We start from the raw sequence: 19589 nt of genomic DNA, 5'->3' as shown, positions 1-19589 counted from the left end.
CCGCGCGCAGGTCAGACCGGCGGGGCCAGGGACAGCAGCATGCCCCGCTGGAGCCAGCTGAGGACCTCCGGCAGGGCGCGGAGCGAGGCGAAATGGGCGGCGGCGGGTTCGAGGACGGCGGTGGCGCGGGGGATGCGGTCGGCCAGCCAGGAGGAGTGGGCGGCCGGGGAGAAGACGTCCTTCGCGCCGTACCAGAACAGCACCGGCACCCGTATCTCGCCGGGCTCGAACCCCCAGGGGGAGGTCAGCGCGAGGGCGTCGTCGATCCATCCGTAGGGTGAAGTCCGCACCGCTTCCTGGTAGTTGCGCAGCAGCATCGCCCGGATGCCGTTGTCGGAGACGATCAGCCGGTCCTCGTCGGTGAGGTCGTCGCGCAGTTGCTCCAGCAGCCGCGCGGGATCGGAGCGGATCGCGGCGGAGCGCGGGATCAGCCGGGCGGTGAAGCCCTGGGGGTCGGTGTGCGCGGAATGGAACTCATGGACGTTGGAGGGGGCCATGCCGGCGTACCAGTCGAGTCCGGCGGCGTCCTGCGGCGCCAACGTCACCAGCGCCGCAGCCCGCGTCACCCGGTGCGGCAGCAGTGCCGCGCAGGCCAGGGCGTGCGGGGCGCCGCCGGAGCGGCCCACCACGGCGAAGCGGTCCACGCCCAGCGCGTCGGCGACGACGGTCACGTCCTCGACGGCGTCGACGACCCGGCGGCCGGGTCTGCGGTCGGATCCCCCGTACCCCGGGCGGTCGTAGCTGATGAGCCGGGTGCCCCGCTGGTAGAGGAACATCGGCCGCGGCCGGGGGCCGACCCGGCTGCCGGGCATGCCGTGGAACAGGAAGACGGGCCGCCCGGCCGGATCCCCCGAAGTCTCGACCCTCAGCAACCGCCCGTCGGGCGCCCGGACATGGGTCGGTGCCCGTGCCAGGTCATACACAGCGCTCCCCCTCCCTCGGCCCGTGGGCCGAGAACACGCTGCCGGAAGATTTCCCGGCCGCCCACCCCACGAAACGAACCGCGCCGGCGCTCCTCTCCCCCGGGGACGGGCACGCGTGCCTGCGGCTCGCACCCCACAAGCACCATGCCCGACGCGTGTCTTGACTTCACCATGCCTTCACGTCAGATTCGAGGCTCCGCACACAGCCCGGGGCTTACGGGAGCGTTGCCGCCGGGGGATCAGCACCGCCACCCGTCCCTTCGCGAGGCTGGAGCGTCCCGCATGTCCATGAGCGCGGATCCTGAGAGACGAACGGGGGCCGAGGCGGGCCCGAGTCGGCGGCGGGTGCTGGGGACGGCCGCGGGCGCGGGGGCCGCGCTCGCCGCGGGCGGTGGGCTCGCGGGGACCGCCGTCGCCGCCGCACCGCCCCTGCTCGGCACCTACGACGTGGTCGTCGTCGGTTCCGGCGCGGCCGGGATGACCGCCGCGCTCACGGCGGCGAAGCAGGGGCTGAGTTGTGTCGTCGTGGAGAAGGCGCCGACGTTCGGCGGCTCGGCGGCGCGCTCGGGCGCCGGGATCTGGCTGCCGAACAACAGCGTGATCAAGGCGGCGGGGGTGCCGGACACCCCGGCCAAGGCGGCGCAGTACCTCGCGGCCGTCGTCGGGGACGACGTGCCCGCCGACCGGCAGAAGGCGTTCCTCGACCACGGGCCCGCGATGCTGTCGTTCGTCATGGCGAACAGCCCGCTGAGGTTCCGCTGGATGGAGGGGTACAGCGACTACTACCCCGAGCTGCCGGGCGGGCTGCCGAACGGGCGGTCCATCGAACCGGACCAGTTCGACGGCAATCTGCTGGGGGCCGAGCTGGCGCGGCTGAATCCCGCCTATCTGGCCACCCCCGCCGGAATGGTGGTGTTCAGCGCCGACTACAAGTGGCTGGCGCTGACCGCCGTGAGCGCGAAGGGGCTGGCCGTCGCCACCGAGTGCCTCGCCCGGGGCACGAAGGCCGCCCTGCTCGGGCAGAAGCCGCTCACCATGGGGCAGGCGCTGGCGGGCGGGCTGCGGGCCGGGCTGCTCGGCGCCGGCGTCCCCGTGTGGCTCGACACCCCGCTGACCGACCTGTACACGGAGAGCGGGGCCGTGAAGGGAGTGGTCGTCAGCAGGAACGGCTCCCCCGGGCTCGTCCGCGCCCGCCGCGGCGTCATCGTCGGCTCCGGCGGCTTCGAGCACAACGCGGCCATGCGGGCGCAGTACCAGGAGCAACCCGTCGGGACACAGTGGACGGTGGGGGCCAAGGAGAACACCGGCGACGGGATACGGGCCGGTCAGCGCGCCGGTGCCGAGGTCGCGCTGATGGACGACGCCTGGTGGGGACCGGCCGTCGACACTCCGGGCCAGGCGTGGTTCTGTCTCGCCGAACGCACGCTGCCCGGCGGGCTGTTGGTCAACGGGTCCGGTGCGCGGTTCGTCAACGAGGCGGGCCCGTACAGCGATGTCGTCCACACGATGTACGAGAAGGACACCTCGTCCGCCTCCCACATCCCGGCCTGGCTGATCGTCGACCAGAACTACCGCAACCGGTACCTGTTCAAGGACATCGCGCCGACCTTCCCGTTCCCCGGCGAGTGGTACGACGCCGGGGCCGTCCACAAGGCGTGGACGCTCGACGCGCTGGCCGGCGCGATCGGCGTACCGGCCGCCGCCCTCCGCTCCACCGTCGACCGCTTCAACTCCCTTGCCCGGCAAGGGGACGACACGGACTTCGGGCGCGGCGACAGCGTGTACGACCACTACTACACGGACCCGTCCGTGCGCCCCAACTCCTGCCTGGCACCTCTGTGGTTGCCGCCCTACTACGCCCTGCGCATCGTCCCGGGCGACCTCGGCACCAAGGGCGGACTGCTCACCGACGCCCGCGCCCGTGTTCTGCGCCCGGACGGCACGGTGATCGCCGGCCTCTACGCGGCGGGCAACGCCAGCGCGGCCGTGATGGGCCGCAGTTACGCGGGCGCCGGGTCGACGATCGGGCCGGCGATGACCTTCGGCTACGTGGCCGCGCTGGACATCGCCGGGAAGCTGTAGCCGCGCACACGACAGGGCCTAGCCGAGGGCGGCGTCGAGCCTGAGGTCGATCCACGGGATCGTGTCGCCGTCCAGCAGATAGCGCTCGGTCTCCACGAAACCGTGGTCGAGCGCGAACCGCAGGCCGTCCTCGTTCGATGCCAGGACGCAGGTCTCGATCGCCCGCGCGCCCAGTTCCCGCGCCCGCCGCACGGCCCGCCCGTACAGCTGCTCGCCGAACCCCCGGCGCCGGTGTTCGGCGAGCACGCGCGCGATCACCGTGGCCGTGGCGCCGTCCCCCTCGGGCGGACGGACGGTGGAGTTGCCGACGAGGACGCTGTCGACGTACGCGAGTTCGAGGTGGTTGCGTACGGCGCGCTCGCGGACGTCGTCGAGGGAGAGGAGATGGGCCGGGATGATCGTGTTGTGCACGTGCCGCCAGGCTTCGAGTTCCTCGTCCCCGGCCGCACCGTCCACGCGCTTGATGTCGAGGTCGGTCACGGGGTCAGCCTAGACAGAGCCCTGGGGTTGGGGACATCGGCTTTGTTCGCCCAGGTCGACTTCGCCCAGATCGACTTCGCCCGCTCTCCGCCTGCTCGTCGAGGAGTGCGTACGCGCGTACCGGGAAGGTACCCATGCCCTCGACCGCCGGGGGCGCGGCGTGGAAACGGAAGCCCTGCGGGGGCAGCTGCTCCGGGCCCCGCAGGTGTTCGACGACGGGGACGCCGGCGGCGAGGAGGCCGGTGTGAGCGGGGCGGGTGCCGTCGTCGGTGTCGTCGATGTTGAGGGTGTCCATCCCGAGGTCACTCCGCGCCACGCCCACACCGCCCTGGAGTTCCCGACCTCGCTGGCCCTGGTGCGGGCGGGCCTCGGCGCGGCCGTGCTCCCCACCCTCGCCCTCACCGACGCCCCTCCCGCGACCGTGGCCCTGCCCATGGTCCCGGTTGCGGGCCACCGCCGCATCGCCGCCGTCCGGCCCGCGTCCCCCTCCGGCCCGCGGCCCCGGACCTCGGCCGTGGTCGAGGCCCTCCGCCGGTCGGCCGAGAACTTGGGGCTCACACCCGCGCCGTGACGGGTGCCCCGGTCGGCCCCGCGCGCCCCTTGCGAAAGCCGCGCCCCTCCCGACCCCACACCCGCTTCGGGTACCGCCGCCCGGACAGCTCGGCAACGGCCGTGAGCGAGACGCCTAGTGGGTCGACCCGGCGCGCTCCCGTACGCTCGCCGTCCCGGCCTCGCGCTCGGCCGGCTCGGCGTCCTTCTTGGCGAACCCCCACCGGCCAGGCAGGACCGCGAGGACGATCAGCGTTCCGGCGGCCATGATGATGCCGCCGACGAGACTGGTCTGGGCGACGCCGTGGGCGAACGCCTGGTGGACGGCGTCCACGAGGGCCTGGGCCTGCTGAGGACCCACGGACGGTTCCTGGGCGATGCGCTCGGCGACGGCCAGGCCACCACCCACCGAGTCCTTGGCCGTCTCCATCGTCTCGGCCGGGAGCCGGTTGCCGACCAGGTCGGTCAGCTCGTCCCGGTAGGCCGTGCCCAGCATCGAGCCAAGCACCGCGATACCGAGCGCACCGCCGAGCTCCAGCGCGGTGTCGTTGGCACCGCCGCCGACCCCCAGCTCGGACTCGGGGAAGGAGTCCATGATCGTGTCGGTCGCCGGGGAGACGCTCAGCCCGATCGCGAAACCCAGCATCATCATCGGCGCCAGGAAGTCGCCGTACGTCGAACCCTTGTCGATCTGGGTCAGCAGGAACACCCCCGCCGTGCCGATGACCATGCCGGTCACGACCATCGCCTTCACGCCCAGCCTCGGGGTCAGCCTCCCGGTCACCATGGCCCCGAGGAACACCGCCCCGGCCAGCGGCAGCAGCCGTACACCCGTCGCGAGCGCGTCGTAGCCGAGGACGAACTGCAGGAATTGGGTCGAGTAGTAGATCGCGCCGAACGTACCGAAGAAGAAGAACAGCACCGCGAGCATCGAGCCGCTGAAGGGCCGCAGCGTGAACTTGCGGACGTCCAGCATCGGGTGCGGGTGCCGCAGCTCCCAGGCGACGAACGCGGCCAGGCCGACACCGGCGACCACGGCCGCGGTGACGGGGCCGGCGCCCCAGCCGAAGTGCGGGCCCTCGATGGCCGCGTAGACCAGGGAACCGACGGAGACGATCGACAGGAGACCACCGACGTAGTCGATCCGGCCCATGCCCTCCGCCTTCGACGGCGGCACCAGGGCGAGCGCGCCGACGACGGCGACGACGGCGATCGGCACGTTGATCAGGAAGGTCGAGCCCCAGGCGTGGTCCTCCAGCAGCCAGCCGGCGACCAGCGGTCCGACGGCTATCGCCAGGCCGGAGGTCGCGGTCCAGGCGGTGATGGCCTTGACGCGCTCGCTCCGGGGGAAGGTCGCGACCAGCAGGGACAGCGTGGCCGGCATCACCACCGCGGCACCTACGCCCATGATCGCGCGGGCCGCGATGACCAGCGAGGTCTCGTCGACCATGCTCCCCATCACCGAACCACCCGCGAAGATCAGCAGCCCCAGGACCAGCGCGCCGCGCCGGCTGTACTTGTCGCCGATCGAGCCCAGCACCAGCATCAGCGCCGCATACGGGACGGTGTAGCCGTCGACGACCCACTGCAGATCGCTGCTGCTCAGGCCCAGGTCGGTGGTCATGTCGGGGGCGGCGACGATCAGCGACGTGTTCGCCATCACCACGATCAGCAGGCTCAGGCACAGCACGAGCAGCGCCCACCAGCGGCGTGTGTACGGACCGGTCATCCGCTCCACGGGGGTGTTCGCGAGGAAGGGCATCGGAAGCTCCTAAGAGGACGGGACGACGAGCGGAAGGACCTTAATTGCTCATCGATGTGCAGACTAGTTTGTTGCCCGCCGATGTGCAAATATTGTGTCGCCCCCTCCTCCCACCCGCTCCCGAGGTACCGCTGTGACCACCCGCCCAGCACCGCCGCCATCGGTACCGGCATCGGTACCGATACACCCCCGTGCTCACGCCCCGGCCCGGGCTCCCGCCGCTCAGCGCCGTGACGCGCGCGCCACCCGCGCCCGGATCCTTGAGGCCGCCCGGCGTGAACTGGCCCGCGACCCCGACAGCCGCCTGGAGGACATCGCCGCTGCCGCCGGTGTGGCCCGACGCACCGTGTACGTCCACTTCGCCGGCCGCGCCGCGCTCGTGGAGGGCCTGGCCTCCGAGGCCGCGGAGGCGATCCGGCTCGCGGTCACGGGCACCTCCGCGGCGACCGCCGACGCCGCCGCCGACCTCGCGCGATGCGTCCTCACGATGTGGCCCGTCGGCGACCGCTACCGCACCCTCATCCGGCTGGCCCGCGGCCACGACCTCCTCCCCGCCCGCGCCGACGAACTGCTGGCCCCCGCCCGCGACTTGATCACGGCGGTCCTCACCCACGGCGGTCGACAGGGCGTGTTCCAGACGACCGTCCCGCCCGCCCCGCTCGGCCGAGCCGTCGAGTCCCAGCTGCTGACCCTGCTCGACTGCGTGAGCCGCGGCATCTGGTCCGACGACGGCACCGGCGCCGCCACCGCCGCCCTGATCGCCGCCGGAGTCGCCCCCGACACCGCCGCCGCGAAGGTCGCCCACGTACGCGGGACCGGGTCGCCCCCGAGCCCCTTCTGAAACCCTGGGCCCGCGCCCTACTCGCACACCTCGGGTCTACCGGGCCGTTGCGCAGGTCCACGGCTCCACGGCTTCCCCGCGCTCGCGCCGCGGAACATCCCGGAAGGCCTGCGACCGCGCTCGGTCACCACCCACGGAGAACGGCTCACCGCACACTTCTCCGGCAGGTCGGTCACGTTACGCCGGGCCGGCCCGAGCCGACGGTAGGCCGGATCAGCCCTCGTAGGCCGGGTCAGACCTCGTCGGCCGGGCCCGCGCGCATCGCCGACGCGACCTCTCGACCACGACGCTCGCCCGCTTCTCCGGCACACCGGCCGCGATGAGGGTGGCCGTGGCGATGCCGTGCCCGTCGCCCTCCAGCGCCCCGGTGTTGACGGCCTTCACGAGAGCGACATGCATCGCCTCCAGCCCGGCGCTCTGCACGGCGGGCGGCAGCTGGGAGTGGAGCCCGCGCTCCAGGATCCCGGTGGCGGCCTCACGGGCCGGCGCGAGCACTTCGGCGACGCGTTCGGAGCCGAGGTCCCGCCGACGAGTGCCAGCAGCATCCGGTAACGGTCGCCCACGGGCCGCATCCGGAACGCGAACCGCGCCGGCGCCCGCTCGGCCGATTCCGCTGACTCCTCCGCCCCCGCCGCCACCCGGTGCTCGTGGTCCCACCGGGCCACGACGACCTGACCATCGCTCGTCCACCCGGGCGTGGACATCCACCTCTCGACCGACACGGACGCTGACACGGACACGGACACGGAAGATCATCTACGGATCAGACCCGACTCCCCCGCCCGTACGCCCGCTTGGAAGCGTGAGGGCGCGTCGAGGCTGATGAGCAGCTCCGCCACCCGGCGGCGGTAGGTGCGCAGCGACATGTCGATACGGGCCGACGACCTGTTCACCCGCGCCGCGCCGGCCAGGGTCGGATCGGCCGCGGAACAGAAGGTCTCCCGCTTGGTGTGGCTGTCCTCGTTCGGCGTCGGCGACACCTACGGGTCCGCGAGGGCCGTACAGAAGATCACGTACAGCACCTTCCTCCGCAACGTCTACGCGAACAAGGCGTTCCCCGAGAAGGCGATCCGCTCCAGCGGCCTGGACTGGACCCTGGTCCACCCGACGATGCTGGCCAAGGGCCCCTACCTCGTCGGCGAGCGGCTCCCGATGAAGGGCACCCGGCGATCAGCCGCGCCGACGTCGCCGACTTCCTGCACAAGGCGGCCCACGACCCCGCCTGGATCCACCGCGACGCCGCCATCTCGGACTGAACACCCTCGCCCCCTCAAGCCGCAAGTGGCCCCGACCAGGGGGCATTTCGTGAGATCTACGGGCGAGCGGGACCAGGCTCTGGCAGGCACCCTCCACTGCCCACTGAGGCCACCAGCTACAACGGGTCACAACATGGCCACACAGGGGTTGCCTCACCCCCGCCACGCGCATGATGCTGCCTCATAACCGCATCACAGGGAGCCCCATGCGCCGCACCGCAACCGTCCTGATCGCCGCCAGCCTGCTCCTCGTCGCCTGCGGCACCAGCGACGACACGACCGCCTCGACCCCCAGCAGCACCGCCCCCACGGGGGACGAGGCACGCTACGACGAGATCTGGAACGCCCGGAGCCCCGGGATGCAGGCAACCGTGTGCAAGCTGCTGGTGGCGGACGACCCGAAGGGCGCGGGCGATCTGCTGCGCGAAACCCTCGACGACTCGTCGGTGGACCTGGACGCGCTGACAGCGTACATAGACGACAAGAAGTGCTGAGAAGAGGCGGCCGCACGCTTCGGCGCCCGCGCCCCCGACATGTGTGACGGCCCGTCGGCTGACCGACGGGCGTCACACATGACTCGGCGATCCCTTCCTTCGGTGCGATCGCAGGGCAACGGATCAAGGCGGCGCTGACCGGCTCCGCGAAGCCGGGCCCGTACAGCTCCTACCACCGGGGCACCGGCCGCACCGATGTCGCCCGTGCGACGGAACAGACCGTCGTCGTCGAGCAGGGCCCGCTCGACTTCGGCCTGCGGCCGTGGCCGCACCACAACGACCAGCCGGTGACGAAGGAGATCACCTACCGCAACCTCGGCTCGGAGCCGGTTGTTCTCGACCTGTCCGCCGAGGCCGGCGGGGTGGACGGCAAGCCGGCCGCCGAGGGCATGTCCACGGTGGCGGAGCGACGGCTGACCGTCCCCGCGGGCCGTGAGGCGAGCACCACGGTGACCGCCGACACCCGCGTCGGCGAGACCGACGGCTCGTTCGGGGGCGCGGTGAGCGCGGTCGCGTCGGACGGCCGGATCTCGGTGCGCACCGCCATCGGTGTGGAGCGCGAGGTCGAGTCGTACAACCTCACAGTCACGTTCACCGGCGACGACGGACGGCCACAGGCGGTTGGGCGGCGGTCGACGGCCGGGACAGCAACTACTACGCGGAGCTGGCCGACGCCAAGGACGGTGAGGTCACCGTGCGCCTGCCCAAAGGCGGCTACGGGCTCACCGGGATCATCGGCGGCGACGAGACCAGGGCCCCCGCGTCCCTGCTGCTGGCACCGGCAATCCGCCTGACCAAGGACACCACGGTCGTGATCGACGCCCGCCAGGCCAAGCCCACCCGGATCACCGTCCCCGATGCGACGGCCGAGAACACCTACGCCCATCTCATCCTCGGCTACACCCGCACCGACCGGAGCACCATCCCACCGTTCCTCTTCGACTTCCCCGGGTTCGACAGTTTCAGGGTCGGACACCTCGGCCCCGAAGCCGCGCCGGAAGAGGCATACGCCCAGTACGCCGGCTTCTGGCAGCGCCGGACCGATGGCGAGCTCCCCGTGCACTACCGCCTGGCGTGCAACCGTACTGGTGATCTGGCCGGATTCACCGACGACATCGCAGCCAAGGAACTGGCCCGGATCGACCTCTCGGTCGGCGAGCCCGGAAGGGACACGACCGCGCAACTCGCCGCAGCACCCGAGCCCCCGCTCGGCGGCCCGGCGATCGACTTCAGCACCCCCACCGCCCTCGAACTGCCGCTGCGGACCACCGAATACGTCCTCGGCAACGGGGTCCGATGGCTGTACTCCGTACACCCGGGTCAGTCGGTGAGCAGCCTTTTGGGCGGGTACAAGGCATACACGGCGGGCAAGCGCTACACCGAGCGGTTCAACGTCGGCGTCTTCGGCCCGGCGCTGCCGAAGGGCCAGGACGAGCCGCGGTGGGGCAGCCCCGGCGCGGCGCGCAGCGGGAACACGATGCTCGCCTACCTGCCGGTGTTCGGCGATGGAGCCGGCCACGTCGGCATCGGCCCGGTCATCAGCGAGGAGACCTCCCTCCACGCCGACGGCAAGGAGATCACCCCAGACTCGCGCGATGGGAACGGCATCCTCCACTACACCCTCCCCGAGCAGCACAGCTGGTACGAACTGAACGTCGACGTCACCCGGGACCCCGAGCTGTTTCCCGTCAGCACCCGCGTACGGGCGCAGTGGACGTTCCGATCCGCGCGCACTTCCGAGGGCAGCTGGACCCGGCTGCCGCTCTCCGCGGTCCGCTTCTCGCCCCGACTGTCGCCGACCGGCACGGCGAAGGCAGGTGTCGGAAGCAATCCAGGGGGTGGATAGGCAAGATCCACCAGTTGAATGGCGTAGGGGCTAGGCGCCAGGGAGCAACTAGCCCCATAGTCGTGCAAGTCCTGACGCCCCTCTCGTTCCTCCGGGCGTCTCCCTGCAGTGCACTGGCGCTCTGCCGCCCGCACGGAGGCCTTACGTGCCCGATTTCACCTCCCCACCCGTTCCCACCGGCGGCTTCGCCGTCCGGAACACCGAGCCCATGCCCGATTCCGGGGGCGGTCTGCGCTTGGCGCTCCTGATGAGCGGGAGTTGTCTGCCGGTCATGGCCGGGGTGCTGCTCGCTCCTTTGCTGCCGGAGTTGCAGGAGCTGTTCAGGACGGTGCCGGACGCGGACGCACTGGTCCCGTTGATCCTGACGCTCCCCGCCCTCACGCTCGCCCTGGTCGCCCCCCTCGCGGGTCTCCTGCTCGACCGCCTGGGACGCAGGGTTCCGCTGGTCGTCGCGACCGTCCTGTACGCGCTGTTCGGCACCGCTCCGCTGTGGCTGGACTCGCTCGGCGCCATCGTGGCCAGCCGTGCCCTCCTCGGTGTCGCCGAGGCCTTCATCATGACCTCCTGCACGACACTGATCGGCGACTACTACGCGGGCCGGGCACGCGACCGCTACCTGGCCCTGCAGACGGTGTGCGCCACCATCTCCGCCACCGCGTTCTTCATACTCGGCCGCGCGATGGGCGCCTCGGACTGGCGCGCCCCGTTCCAGCTCTACGCCGTCGGGCTGCTCCTCGCCCCCGCGATGGCCGCTTTCCTGTCCAAGCCCGGGCCGGGCGCCCCCATGGACGAGGCGCTCACCGTCCGGCCTCGACCTTCCTCGGCCGGCCGGCTGGCCGGCATCTGCCTGCTCTCGGTGTTCGGTGGCATCGTCTTCTACGCCGTCCCGGCCGAAACGGCCTACCTGATGAGCGGCCTGGGCGTACAGTCCAGCGCCCTCATCGGCATGGTCACCGCAATCGCCAGCACCGCCACGGTCATCGGCTCCGTCATCTTCGCCTCGACCATGGGCCGGCCGGAGCGCAGACTGCCCGCGATCTTCGCCCTGTGCGCAGCAGGGTTCGTGCTGATCAGCCTGGCCGACAACGTGGCGGTTCTGATCTTCGGCACCTTCCTGAACTGCATCGGCACCGGCTTTCTGCTGCCTACGCTGCTCACCTGGGCCATGTCAAGGCTGGAATACCGCAACCGCGGCCGGGGCAGCGGACTGTGGATCGGGTCGTTCTTCCTCGGGCAGTTCCTCTGCCCGCTCTCCCTGCTCGCCCTCGAGTCCGCCACCGGCCACCTCACGACGGCCATCGGCGCCCTCGGCCTCGCCTCCGCGCTCGTGGCGGCCGGACTGCTGCCCCTCCTCCGTAGGACGAGCCCGCAGGAGCCCCTGCAAGCGTGAGCCGGGCCGGGCCATCCGCTTCCCGGCTCAGCACCGTGCGGCACATCACTGACTCCTCGCCACGACCGACCTGCCGCCCATCACCCTGCGGGACCTGATGAAGGAGACCCTGCGGCACTCCACCATCACGCTGACCTCGGACACGTACACGAGCCTGCTCCCTGAGCCGGACCATGAGATCACCGACAGCTGCCGGAGCGTCGACCGCGCCGGAACGACCGCTGCGGCAAGGACCGCGACAAGGGCTCGTCACGCGAGAAGAACTCCCGGCTCAGCCGCGCCGCTTCATCCGTGTTCGCCCAGACGACCGCCGGCTCCTCGTCGAGCACGTACGACAGATCGCCCTCGGTGGGGAGCAGCCGGTCGCCGCCGTCCTTGCCGGATTCCCGTCCGCCTCGGCCAGACGAGGTTCAGTCCGGTAGGGCGACCATGCAACGTGCCTTGCCGTTCCGGGTTCGGGTGCGCGTGAGACCACGCCGGCCGACATGCAGCTTCCCGGCCAGCCGGCCCGACGCGTGGGTAGCCCGAATCAAGGACTTCCCGGCGTTGAAGGCGCGGACCACGCGGTACGCCTGGCCGCCGACTCGACAGGCTGCTCGAGGACGTCACCGATGCCTGCTCCTTCGCGGCCGGCACCGCCGCCCTGACCTGCTCCGTCCGCGACGCCAACCCGCCCTGCCCGGACAAACGGTGCTGGATGCGAATATCCGCCCCAGTCCCACTCGAGCAGAGGAGCCGGGAACAGCCCTTCGTCGAAGCGGGCAGCGGATTCTGTCCGTTGGGCCAACGTAACCGCTCCCCTCTCCTGAAGAGACGCTTCCGCAGGCCACAGTCCTGCACTGGTGGGGCGGGTGGGACTCGAACCTATCCGGGTGACGCTCCTCACCTGCAGTTTTCCTGGCGAAGCCGACTTATCGGCCCGCTTCTCTCCTGCCGGGCCCGCCCTCCGTCACTATCAGTAACGGCGGCAACCTGTTGTCTCCACACCGGCAAAGGCAAACGCGTTCTCGACGGCACCCTGCTGCCCTCCCTGGCCGGGTTCCCGGCCAGGGAGGGCGCGTGCGGGCGGTCTGCCTGACGGACAGCTGCGGTGAGCTGCGGGTTCGTCACTTCCAGATGGACCCCAGCTGCCACGCCTTCAGCTGGTCGAGGGTGGCGGTGCCGCCCTCGGCGAAGACCTCGACGCCGGTACTGGAGGGGTCGGGGAGGATCTGGTCGGTGATCACGGCTTCGCCGTTGCCGCCGAAGACCTCGACGGAGGACGCGTCGACGAGGACGCGCAGCTTCACCTTCCCCTTCTTGGGCTTGAGTGGCGCGGTCTCGACGCCGGTGGAGAAGAGGTTGTGGAAGTCCACGGCCCCGGAGCGGGAGCGGTCCACGTACAGCTCGCGTGTCGTGGCGTCGTAGCCGATGACGGTCTCCTCGCCGCTCGCGCCGGTGCGGACCTTGAGGCCGAAGCGGTCGGCGTCCTTGAGGGAGAACGTGGCCTCGATGTCGAGGGCCTGCCCGTTGGCCGTGCGGCTGAGCAGGCGCTTGGAGGTGTTCTTGACGGTGACGCCGGAGGCCGTGGCCGGGCGCCTGTTGCGGAGGGACTCCAGGTTGCCTACCGGCTTGCTGGTCAGTCGGATCCTGCCGTCGATCGTGCGCAGGGCCATCTCCCGGGGGATGCTCTGTGCGCCGCGCCAGGGGGTGGTGGGGACGGAGCCTGCGTAGTCCCAGTTGTCCATCCAGCCGATCATGTAGCGCTTGCCGCCCGGGGCGTTCTCCCAGGACACGGCCGCGTAGTAGTCCTTGCCGTAGTCCGTCCAGTCGGCCCGTTGCAGGACGGACTTGGCCGGCTTGTCGGCGGTGGTGAACTGGTCGACCATGACGTGGCCCCAGCCGCCGGTGTTCATGTCGACGACCTGGATGCGTGCCTGCTTGCCGGCGTAGGGGCGCAGGTCGAAGGAGGCCCAGTCGAGGGTCTCGCTGTCGGTGCCGGTGGCGCTGCGGACGACCTCGCCGTCGACGATCAGGTTGACGGAGGTCTCCGTGGAGACGCGTGGGGCGGCGGTGTCGGAGAGCACGATGTGGTCGACGTTGAGGTGGCCCCAGCCGCCGGTGTTGTCGTCGACGATCCTGATCCGCGCCGTCTTGCCCGCGAGGTCGCCGACGTCCCAGGAGGCCCAGTTGAGCGCTTCGGCGTCCTTTCCGGTGGCGCTGCGGACGACCTGGCCGTCCACGAGGAGTTCGATCGCGGTGGGGTTGGCGGAGCCGGCCGGGTGGTTGCCGCCGCCGATGAGGAAGTTGACGTACTTCTTGTCGAGGGTGAACTCGGGCGAGGTGAGGGTGCCGGTGGTGGAGTCCCCGTTCAGGAACGTGTTCACTAGCCCGCCGCCCAGGAAGCCGGAGACCTGGCCCTGGTCGGGGAGGGTGCCGGCGGCCGGTGCGGTGCCGAAGGCGTCCCCGGTCGCCGTCCAGTCGCCGTACGCGCCGCCCTCGAAGTCGGCCAGGACCGTACCCGCGGGCGGCGACGCGCCGAGAACGGTTCCGGCTTCGTGCGGATGCCGCCCGCCACCGATCTTGAAGTTCAGGTAGGGGCTGTCGACGGTGAAGGAGGGCGAGGTGAGGGTGCCGGTGCCGCCGTCAGCGCCGTGGAAGCTGTTGGCGAGACCCTTGCCCTCGAAGCCGGTGACGGCCCCCTGCCAGTCGACGGATCCGGTGGCCGGTCCCTGTCCGAAGGCGGTTCCGGTCGTCGTCCAGTCACCGAAGCCCGCGCCCTCGAAGCCCTGCAGCACGGTGCCGTTGGGCGGGGTGTAGGTGCCCTTGTCCTCGGCGGTGAACTTCTTGCCGTCGAAGTCGCCGATGAAGTACTGCGAGCCCGAACCGCCCGCGATGCCCCCGGGGTTGAGGTTCACGACCAGGACCCACTTGATGTTCTTCTTGTCGCCGTCGACGGCGAGGGGGAACAGGTCGGGGCACTCCCACACGCCGCCGGTCGCGCCAGTGGGGCCGAACTCGCTGAGCAGGTTCCAGTCCTTGAGGTTCTTCGACGAGTAGAACTGCACCTTGTGCTCTTCGGACAGCGAGACCGTCATGAGCCAGCTCCGGGTCGGCGCGTACCACTGGACCTTCGGGTCGCGGAAGTTGCGGGAGCCGATGTCGATGACGGGATTGCCCTGGTACTTGGTCCAGGTGCGGCCGCGGTCGGTGCTGTAGGCGAGCGACTGGGCCTGTTTGCCGCCGTCCTTGTAGGCGCTGGTGTAGATCGCCACCATGGGCGGGTTCTGCTTCGTGCCGAAGCCGGTGGTGTTGTCCCGGTCGACGACCGCGCCGCCGGAGAACACCATCTCCTCGTCGTCGTGCGACAGGGCGAGCGGCAGCTCCTCCCAGTGCACGAGGTCCTTGCTCACCGCGTGCCCCCAGGACATGTCGCCCCAGGAGCTGCCGTTCGGGTTGTACTGGTAGAAGAGGTGGTACTCGCCCTTGTAGTAGACCAATCCGTTGGGGTCGTTCATCCAGTTCTTCTCCGGAGTGAAGTGAAACTGGGGTCTGTGGGGCTCGGTGTACGGCGGAGTGTCGGCGGCGGCGACGGCCTGGGGGGCGAGCGGGGCCGCCGACAGGGCGCAGACGGTCGCCACCGCCGCCATCAGCCGCATGCGGGCATGCCGGGATACGCGTGCAGAGCTCATGGTGACTCCTAGTCCCGCGGACCGTCCGCGCAGCGGTGACTGCGGCCCTGGCGCGGGCGGATCGAAATGTGACATTCCAGCGACGGCGACGTCCACGCAGCCGACCGGATGTCATCGTTGACTTATGTCATCGATGACAGCGAGTGTCCGATTATGAAGCGCCATCCGGCCAGTGCGTCAACGGTTCTGACGTGATTGCTCCGATACGGGCCCGCGCTTCCGGGGCGCCGCCGGCGCCCCGCGAACTGGGCCCGAGCGGCGAGGAGGGGTGCCTCTCCGGTCGCAAACATGCAGGTCAGAGCCCATCACGTCGGGTGCCGGTCCGTCGCCTTCCGTGGCATCGGCGAGGCCGAGACCGGTCGGCGAAGCGATTTGTTTCCGATGTGTTGACCCGTCGGGCCTCTCGGTGCTTCACTTCCGGAACCGGTACCGAAACCGGTTCCGGAACCGCTTCCGGTACCGGTTCCGAGGGTCGCTGTACGATCGGCCCTTCGGTGCGGGAGGACGTCTTCCGCCTCTACCGTGAGAGAAGGGAGGTGACATGGGAGTCACTATCGCCGACGTGGCCACGCGGGCCGGAGTGAGCAAGACGACGGTCTCGCGGGTGCTGAACGGCAAGGGCGAGATCAACGAGAACACCGTCTTGAGGGTCCGCCAGGCGATCTCGGACCTGGGCTATGTGCCGAGCGCCGGGGCCGTGGGGCTCGCCCGCGGCACGACGCAGATGATCGGCATGCTGGTCCCTGACATGGCCTGGGCCTGGGCCGGCATCGTGCAGGCGGTCGTCGAGACGCTGGAGACCGAGGGCTTCGGTCTGCGCATGCTGACCTGGAACCGCGGTGAGGAGTCACTGCGCAGACTGGGGCTGCAGGTCGCCGCCAAGTCGTTCGACGGTCTGCTGGTGATAGAGCCCGAGGGAGCCCTGGGGTACATCACGGAACTGCACGAAGCAGGGCTGCCTATGGTGCTGATAGACGACCGCTTCCACCGGCCTGGCTTCCCTTACGTGGCCACCACCAACAGGGAGGGCGGTGAACAGGCGGCACGCCATCTGCTGGACATCGGCCGTCGTCGCCCTCTGGTGGTGACGGGCCCCGAGGGGTTCGGCTGTACCGAGGAACGGCTGGGCGGCTTTGTCGACGTCTACGCGCAGGCCGGGATCGAGCTCGACCGGCGCAGCATCGTCTGCGGCGACTTCCTGTTCGACACCAGCCGGGCCGCGGTCGCGAAAGCGATCGAGGACGGTGTGGAGTTCGACGCGGTCTTCGGGCACAACGACCCCTCGGCGGCGGGTGTGCTCGCGGCCCTGAACGAGGCCGGCCTGCGTGTTCCGCGGGACGTGGCCGTGGTGGGGTTCGACGACGTCGAGATCGCGTCGTACACCTATCCGGCGCTGACCACCATCCGCCAGCCGATGCGGGAGATGGGGGAGGCGGCGGCCCGTCTGCTGCTGGACCACGTACGCAGATCCCCGGAAGCCGCCACCTCGCGCATCATCCCCACCAGCCTTGTGGTGCGTGGCTCGACCTTAGGGCCGAGCGCGAACTGACGCGCCTCACCGCGATGCGCCCCGAACGTCGGCGCTTCGTGGCCGGGCGGTGTGTCGTCCCCGCGTGACACACCGCCCCTGTCTTCCTGACACCGCGGCGGACCTTCTCCACCTCACCTTCCTCACAACTCCCGGCGGCTGCGCCTGCGTTCACGCTGCACCGCGCGCCTCCGCACCCTCCTTCTCGCGCGTTCCTGATCCGGGACACCGATCGATGCGCCGGGCACACCCCGCCCGGCCGCCACCCCACTGCGCGTCGGACTCTCCAGTCGCGATCCGCGTCGTGCGTCCGACCGTGCGTGCCTCTCTCTCACACCCGGCCCCACTTACGGGCCGACCCGGCCGAGCACCCGTGCCCTCCCGCTCTCCGCTGCTCGCCGGCCCACCCGCTTCCGTATCGCTCACTGGCAAGGAGCCGCACCCATGCGTATATCGACCCGTCACGCTGTCAGAACCGTCCAGGTCCTGTCCGTCACCGTCACGGCAGCCCTGGTGGCCACCGGCTGTGGCCGGAGCGAGGACTCCGGCCCCGGCAACGACGCACCCGCGAAGCTCGGTGCCGGAAAGGCCAAGGGCACGGTGGTCATGTGGTCCCTGGGCGACCCCGACGACAACCTGAAGAACCTGGCCAAGAAGTTCGAGCAGGAGAACCCGGACGCCACCGTCAAGATCACCGCGGTCCCGTGGAGCGCCGCCCACGACAAGCTGACCACCGCGGTCGCCGGCGGCAACACCCCGGACCTCTCCATGGTCGGCAGCACCTGGATGCCCGAGATGGCCGCCATGAACGCCTTCCAGGCCACACCGTCGTCGATCAAGTCGTCCGACTTCTACCCCGGCCAGTGGGACACCACCAAGTACAAGGACACCTCCTACGGCGTCCCGTTCAGCGCCGACACCACGGTCGTCTACTACCGGACCGACATCATCGAGAAGGCCGGCATCAAGGGCGCCCCGGCCGCCGACCGGGAGGGATACCTCAAGGACCTCAAGGCCATCCAGGCCACCGCCGGCAAGAAGAACCCCAAGCTGCGCCACGCCACCGGACTGGTGATGGGCTTCAACTCCTGGATCTTCTGGCTGCCGATGGTCTGGCAGCAGGGCGGTGACATCTACGACGCCAAGACCGGGGAGTTCACCTTCGAGACGCCCGAGGTCGCCAAGGCGCTGGAGTACTGGGCGAGCGTCCCGAAGCAGGGGCTGGCACCGACCGACAGGTCCGACAACGTCCAGGGATTCAGGGACGGGCTGCTCGCCACCTACCAGGAGGCCGCGTGGGCCGGTGGCAGCTTCCACAAGGACGCCCCCGAGCTGGACGGCAAGTGGAAGACCATGCCGGTGCCGTACACCAAGCAGCCCGCCGGGTTCGCCGGCGGCACCGACCTCGCGGTGTTCAAGGACGCCAAGAACCCCGACGCGGCATGGAAGTTCGCCCAGTTCCTGACCGAGCCCGCCAACCTCGCGGCCTACGCCAAGGTCACCGGCAGCCTGCCCCCCGCGCCCCGGGCGTGGACGGAGGGGAAGCTGACCGAGGACGAGAACATGAAGGCGTTCGAGGAGCAGCTCAAGGTCAGCAGGCCGCAGCCCGCCATCACGACCTGGCAGCAGATCGCCGACGCCATCGACGGCGAACTGGAGAAGCTGGCCCTCGGCAAGGCCACCGTCGCCGAGGTGCAGAAGGCGCTGCAGTCCAAGGCCACCAGCATCGGCACGGGCCGCTGAGCGCCGCAGATGAGGACCCCTCGTACGGACGGATGACATCCATGTCCACGAAAACGCTCCCCGATCGGGGCGACACCCACAAGCAGAGCACGGCAGGACCGGAACGGAGTGCCGGTCGCCGGAACTCCGGGCTCCGGAGCCCGGCGCGCGGCAGGCAGGCCCGGGCCGCCTGGATCCTCGCCGCCCCGTTCCTCGCGCTGTTCGCGGTCTTCATGCTGGTGCCGGTGGTCTGGTCGCTGCTGATGAGCCTGACCGACACCAAGAGCGCCGACCTGCGCACCCCGCTGAACGTGTCGTTCACCGGAATCGACACCTACGTGCGGCTCTTCCAGGACGACCAGTTCTTCACGGCCCTGCGCAACACGGGCGTGTTCGTCCTGGTGGCCCTGCCGCTGACGCTGGCCGCCGGGCTCGCCGCGGCCGTCGCTCTCGACCGGGGCATCCGCCGCTTCCGGGCCGTCTTCCGCGTCGGCTTCTACCTGCCGGTGATCACCAGCATCGTGGCCGTCGCCGTGGTGTGGAAGACGCTCCTGGAACCGCGGGCGGGTCTGGTGAACCTCGTGCTGGGCTGGTTCGGGATCGACGGTCCGGCCTGGCTGGCGGACACCCGCTTCGCCCTGCCCGTCATGATCGTGATGGCGGTGTGGCGCAACCTGGGCACGGTCATGATCATCATGCTGGCAGGTCTGCAGTCCGTGCCGCAGTCGTTGATGGAGGCGGCCGAACTCGACGGCGCCGGGCCCTGGCAGCGGTTCTGGCGGGTCACCTTCCCGCTCCTGCGTCCGGCGCTGCTGCTGACCGCCGTCACCACCGGCATCGGCTATCTGCAGTTCTTCGACGAGCCGTTCGTGATGACGGGCGGCGGTCCGCTGGACTCCACCTTGTCGGCCACGTTGTACGCCTACAACCAGTTCGGCAACGGCAACTACGACATGGCGTCGGCGGCCAGCTACGTCATCTTCGTCCTCATCGTGGCGCTGACCGTGCTGCAGTTCCGCGTTCTGCGATCCGTGGATTAAGGACT

At 70.4% G+C, this 19589-nt stretch carries 15 protein-coding genes and 2 pseudogenes; 11 read left to right on the top strand and 6 right to left on the bottom strand.

Annotated features, from left to right (window positions below):
- Nucleotides 1-11: 11 nt before the first annotated feature.
- Nucleotides 12-923 (bottom strand): alpha/beta fold hydrolase, encoded by a 912-nt coding sequence (locus P8T65_RS32290; RefSeq protein ID WP_316728718.1) that lies wholly within the window; start codon nucleotides 921-923, stop codon nucleotides 12-14.
- A 288-nt stretch (nucleotides 924-1211) separates the two neighbouring features.
- Between P8T65_RS32290 and kstD the strand changes: the two genes are divergently transcribed.
- The gene (gene kstD / locus P8T65_RS32285) at nucleotides 1212-3005 is read left to right on the top strand and encodes a 3-oxosteroid 1-dehydrogenase (RefSeq protein WP_316728717.1); all 1794 of its coding nucleotides are present in this window, start codon (nucleotides 1212-1214) and stop codon (nucleotides 3003-3005) included.
- Nucleotides 3006-3023: 18 nt separating this feature from the next.
- Here kstD and P8T65_RS32280 read toward each other — a convergent pair whose 3' ends face one another.
- Nucleotides 3024-3485: a GNAT family N-acetyltransferase gene (locus P8T65_RS32280; RefSeq protein WP_316728716.1), complete on the bottom strand. Its 462-nt coding sequence runs from the start codon at nucleotides 3483-3485 to the stop codon at nucleotides 3024-3026.
- 160 nt (nucleotides 3486-3645) lie between these two features.
- Between P8T65_RS32280 and P8T65_RS32275 the strand changes: the two genes are divergently transcribed.
- Complete coding sequence (locus tag P8T65_RS32275) at nucleotides 3646-4056, top strand: LysR substrate-binding domain-containing protein (RefSeq protein WP_316728715.1); 411 nt, start codon at nucleotides 3646-3648, stop codon at nucleotides 4054-4056.
- Between the two features lie 114 nt (nucleotides 4057-4170).
- Here P8T65_RS32275 and P8T65_RS32270 read toward each other — a convergent pair whose 3' ends face one another.
- The gene (locus P8T65_RS32270; RefSeq protein ID WP_316728714.1) at nucleotides 4171-5796 is read right to left on the bottom strand and encodes an MFS transporter; all 1626 of its coding nucleotides are present in this window, start codon (nucleotides 5794-5796) and stop codon (nucleotides 4171-4173) included.
- 133 nt (nucleotides 5797-5929) lie between these two features.
- Between P8T65_RS32270 and P8T65_RS32265 the strand changes: the two genes are divergently transcribed.
- Nucleotides 5930-6637 (top strand): helix-turn-helix domain-containing protein, encoded by a 708-nt coding sequence (locus tag P8T65_RS32265; protein ID WP_316728713.1) that lies wholly within the window; start codon nucleotides 5930-5932, stop codon nucleotides 6635-6637.
- A gap of 213 nt (nucleotides 6638-6850) precedes the next feature.
- On the opposite strand, the pseudogene P8T65_RS32260 reads toward P8T65_RS32265, so the two are convergent.
- Both P8T65_RS32260 and P8T65_RS32255 read right to left on the bottom strand, forming a co-directional pair.
- Nucleotides 6851-7269 (bottom strand): annotated as a pseudogene (locus P8T65_RS32260) (hypothetical protein); the annotation flags it as partial.
- A gap of 120 nt (nucleotides 7270-7389) precedes the next feature.
- Nucleotides 7390-7512, bottom strand: a pseudogene (locus P8T65_RS32255) (DNA-binding response regulator); the annotation flags it as partial.
- Between P8T65_RS32255 and P8T65_RS32250 the strand changes: the two are divergent.
- From P8T65_RS32250 to P8T65_RS32230, 5 genes are all read left to right on the top strand, one after another.
- Entirely contained in the window at nucleotides 7502-8080 is a 579-nt protein-coding gene (locus tag P8T65_RS32250; protein WP_316728712.1) for an NAD(P)H-binding protein, read from the top strand. The pseudogene P8T65_RS32255 and the gene P8T65_RS32250 overlap by 11 nt on opposite strands.
- Nucleotides 8081-8099: 19 nt before the next feature.
- Nucleotides 8100-8387 carry a hypothetical protein gene (locus P8T65_RS32245; RefSeq protein WP_316728711.1) on the top strand — a complete coding sequence of 96 codons (288 nt, stop codon included), beginning with the start codon at nucleotides 8100-8102 and terminating at the stop codon, nucleotides 8385-8387.
- 287 nt (nucleotides 8388-8674) lie between these two features.
- On the top strand, nucleotides 8675-9181 hold the full coding sequence (locus P8T65_RS32240) for a hypothetical protein (protein ID WP_316728710.1): 507 nt from the start codon (nucleotides 8675-8677) through the stop codon (nucleotides 9179-9181).
- A complete protein-coding gene (locus P8T65_RS32235; protein ID WP_316728709.1) occupies nucleotides 9082-10233 on the top strand; it encodes a hypothetical protein in 1152 nt (383 codons plus the stop codon). Before P8T65_RS32240 ends, P8T65_RS32235 begins: the two co-directional genes overlap by 100 nt.
- Nucleotides 10234-10378: 145 nt before the next feature.
- On the top strand, nucleotides 10379-11623 hold the full coding sequence (locus P8T65_RS32230; RefSeq protein ID WP_316728708.1) for an MFS transporter: 1245 nt from the start codon (nucleotides 10379-10381) through the stop codon (nucleotides 11621-11623).
- 1106 nt (nucleotides 11624-12729) lie between these two features.
- Here P8T65_RS32230 and P8T65_RS32225 read toward each other — a convergent pair.
- On the bottom strand, nucleotides 12730-15294 hold the full coding sequence (locus tag P8T65_RS32225; RefSeq protein ID WP_316728707.1) for a GH32 C-terminal domain-containing protein: 2565 nt from the start codon (nucleotides 15292-15294) through the stop codon (nucleotides 12730-12732).
- A gap of 541 nt (nucleotides 15295-15835) precedes the next feature.
- On the opposite strand from P8T65_RS32225, the gene P8T65_RS32220 reads away from it, so the two are divergent.
- The 3 genes from P8T65_RS32220 to P8T65_RS32210 all read left to right on the top strand — a co-directional run bounded on the left by P8T65_RS32220 (nucleotide 15836) and on the right by P8T65_RS32210 (nucleotide 19584).
- On the top strand, nucleotides 15836-16843 hold the full coding sequence (locus P8T65_RS32220) for a LacI family DNA-binding transcriptional regulator (protein WP_316728706.1): 1008 nt from the start codon (nucleotides 15836-15838) through the stop codon (nucleotides 16841-16843).
- A 423-nt stretch (nucleotides 16844-17266) separates the two neighbouring features.
- Entirely contained in the window at nucleotides 17267-18565 is a 1299-nt protein-coding gene (locus P8T65_RS32215) for an extracellular solute-binding protein (protein ID WP_316728705.1), read from the top strand.
- 41 nt (nucleotides 18566-18606) lie between these two features.
- Nucleotides 18607-19584, top strand: a complete 978-nt coding sequence (locus tag P8T65_RS32210) for a sugar ABC transporter permease (protein ID WP_316728704.1) — start codon at nucleotides 18607-18609, stop codon at nucleotides 19582-19584.
- The last annotated feature ends 5 nt before the right edge of the window (nucleotides 19585-19589 follow it).

The organism is Streptomyces sp. 11x1, from assembly GCF_032598905.1.
GTDB lineage: Bacteria > Actinomycetota > Actinomycetes > Streptomycetales > Streptomycetaceae > Streptomyces.
This window is presented reverse-complemented; position numbering and strand designations above follow the sequence as displayed.

Coding starts and splice junctions, on each gene's coding strand:
- P8T65_RS32220 (WP_316728706.1), top strand. CDS start 15,836: ATGGGAGTCACTATCGCCGACGTGGCCACGCGGGCCGGAGTGAGCAAG.
- P8T65_RS32215 (WP_316728705.1), top strand. CDS start 17,267: ATGCGTATATCGACCCGTCACGCTGTCAGAACCGTCCAGGTCCTGTCC.
- kstD (WP_316728717.1), top strand. CDS start 1,212: ATGAGCGCGGATCCTGAGAGACGAACGGGGGCCGAGGCGGGCCCGAGT.
- P8T65_RS32245 (WP_316728711.1), top strand. CDS start 8,100: ATGCGCCGCACCGCAACCGTCCTGATCGCCGCCAGCCTGCTCCTCGTC.
- P8T65_RS32250 (WP_316728712.1), top strand. CDS start 7,502: ATGTCGATACGGGCCGACGACCTGTTCACCCGCGCCGCGCCGGCCAGG.
- P8T65_RS32210 (WP_316728704.1), top strand. CDS start 18,607: ATGTCCACGAAAACGCTCCCCGATCGGGGCGACACCCACAAGCAGAGC.
- P8T65_RS32225 (WP_316728707.1), bottom strand. CDS start 15,294: ATGAGCTCTGCACGCGTATCCCGGCATGCCCGCATGCGGCTGATGGCG.
- P8T65_RS32270 (WP_316728714.1), bottom strand. CDS start 5,796: ATGCCCTTCCTCGCGAACACCCCCGTGGAGCGGATGACCGGTCCGTAC.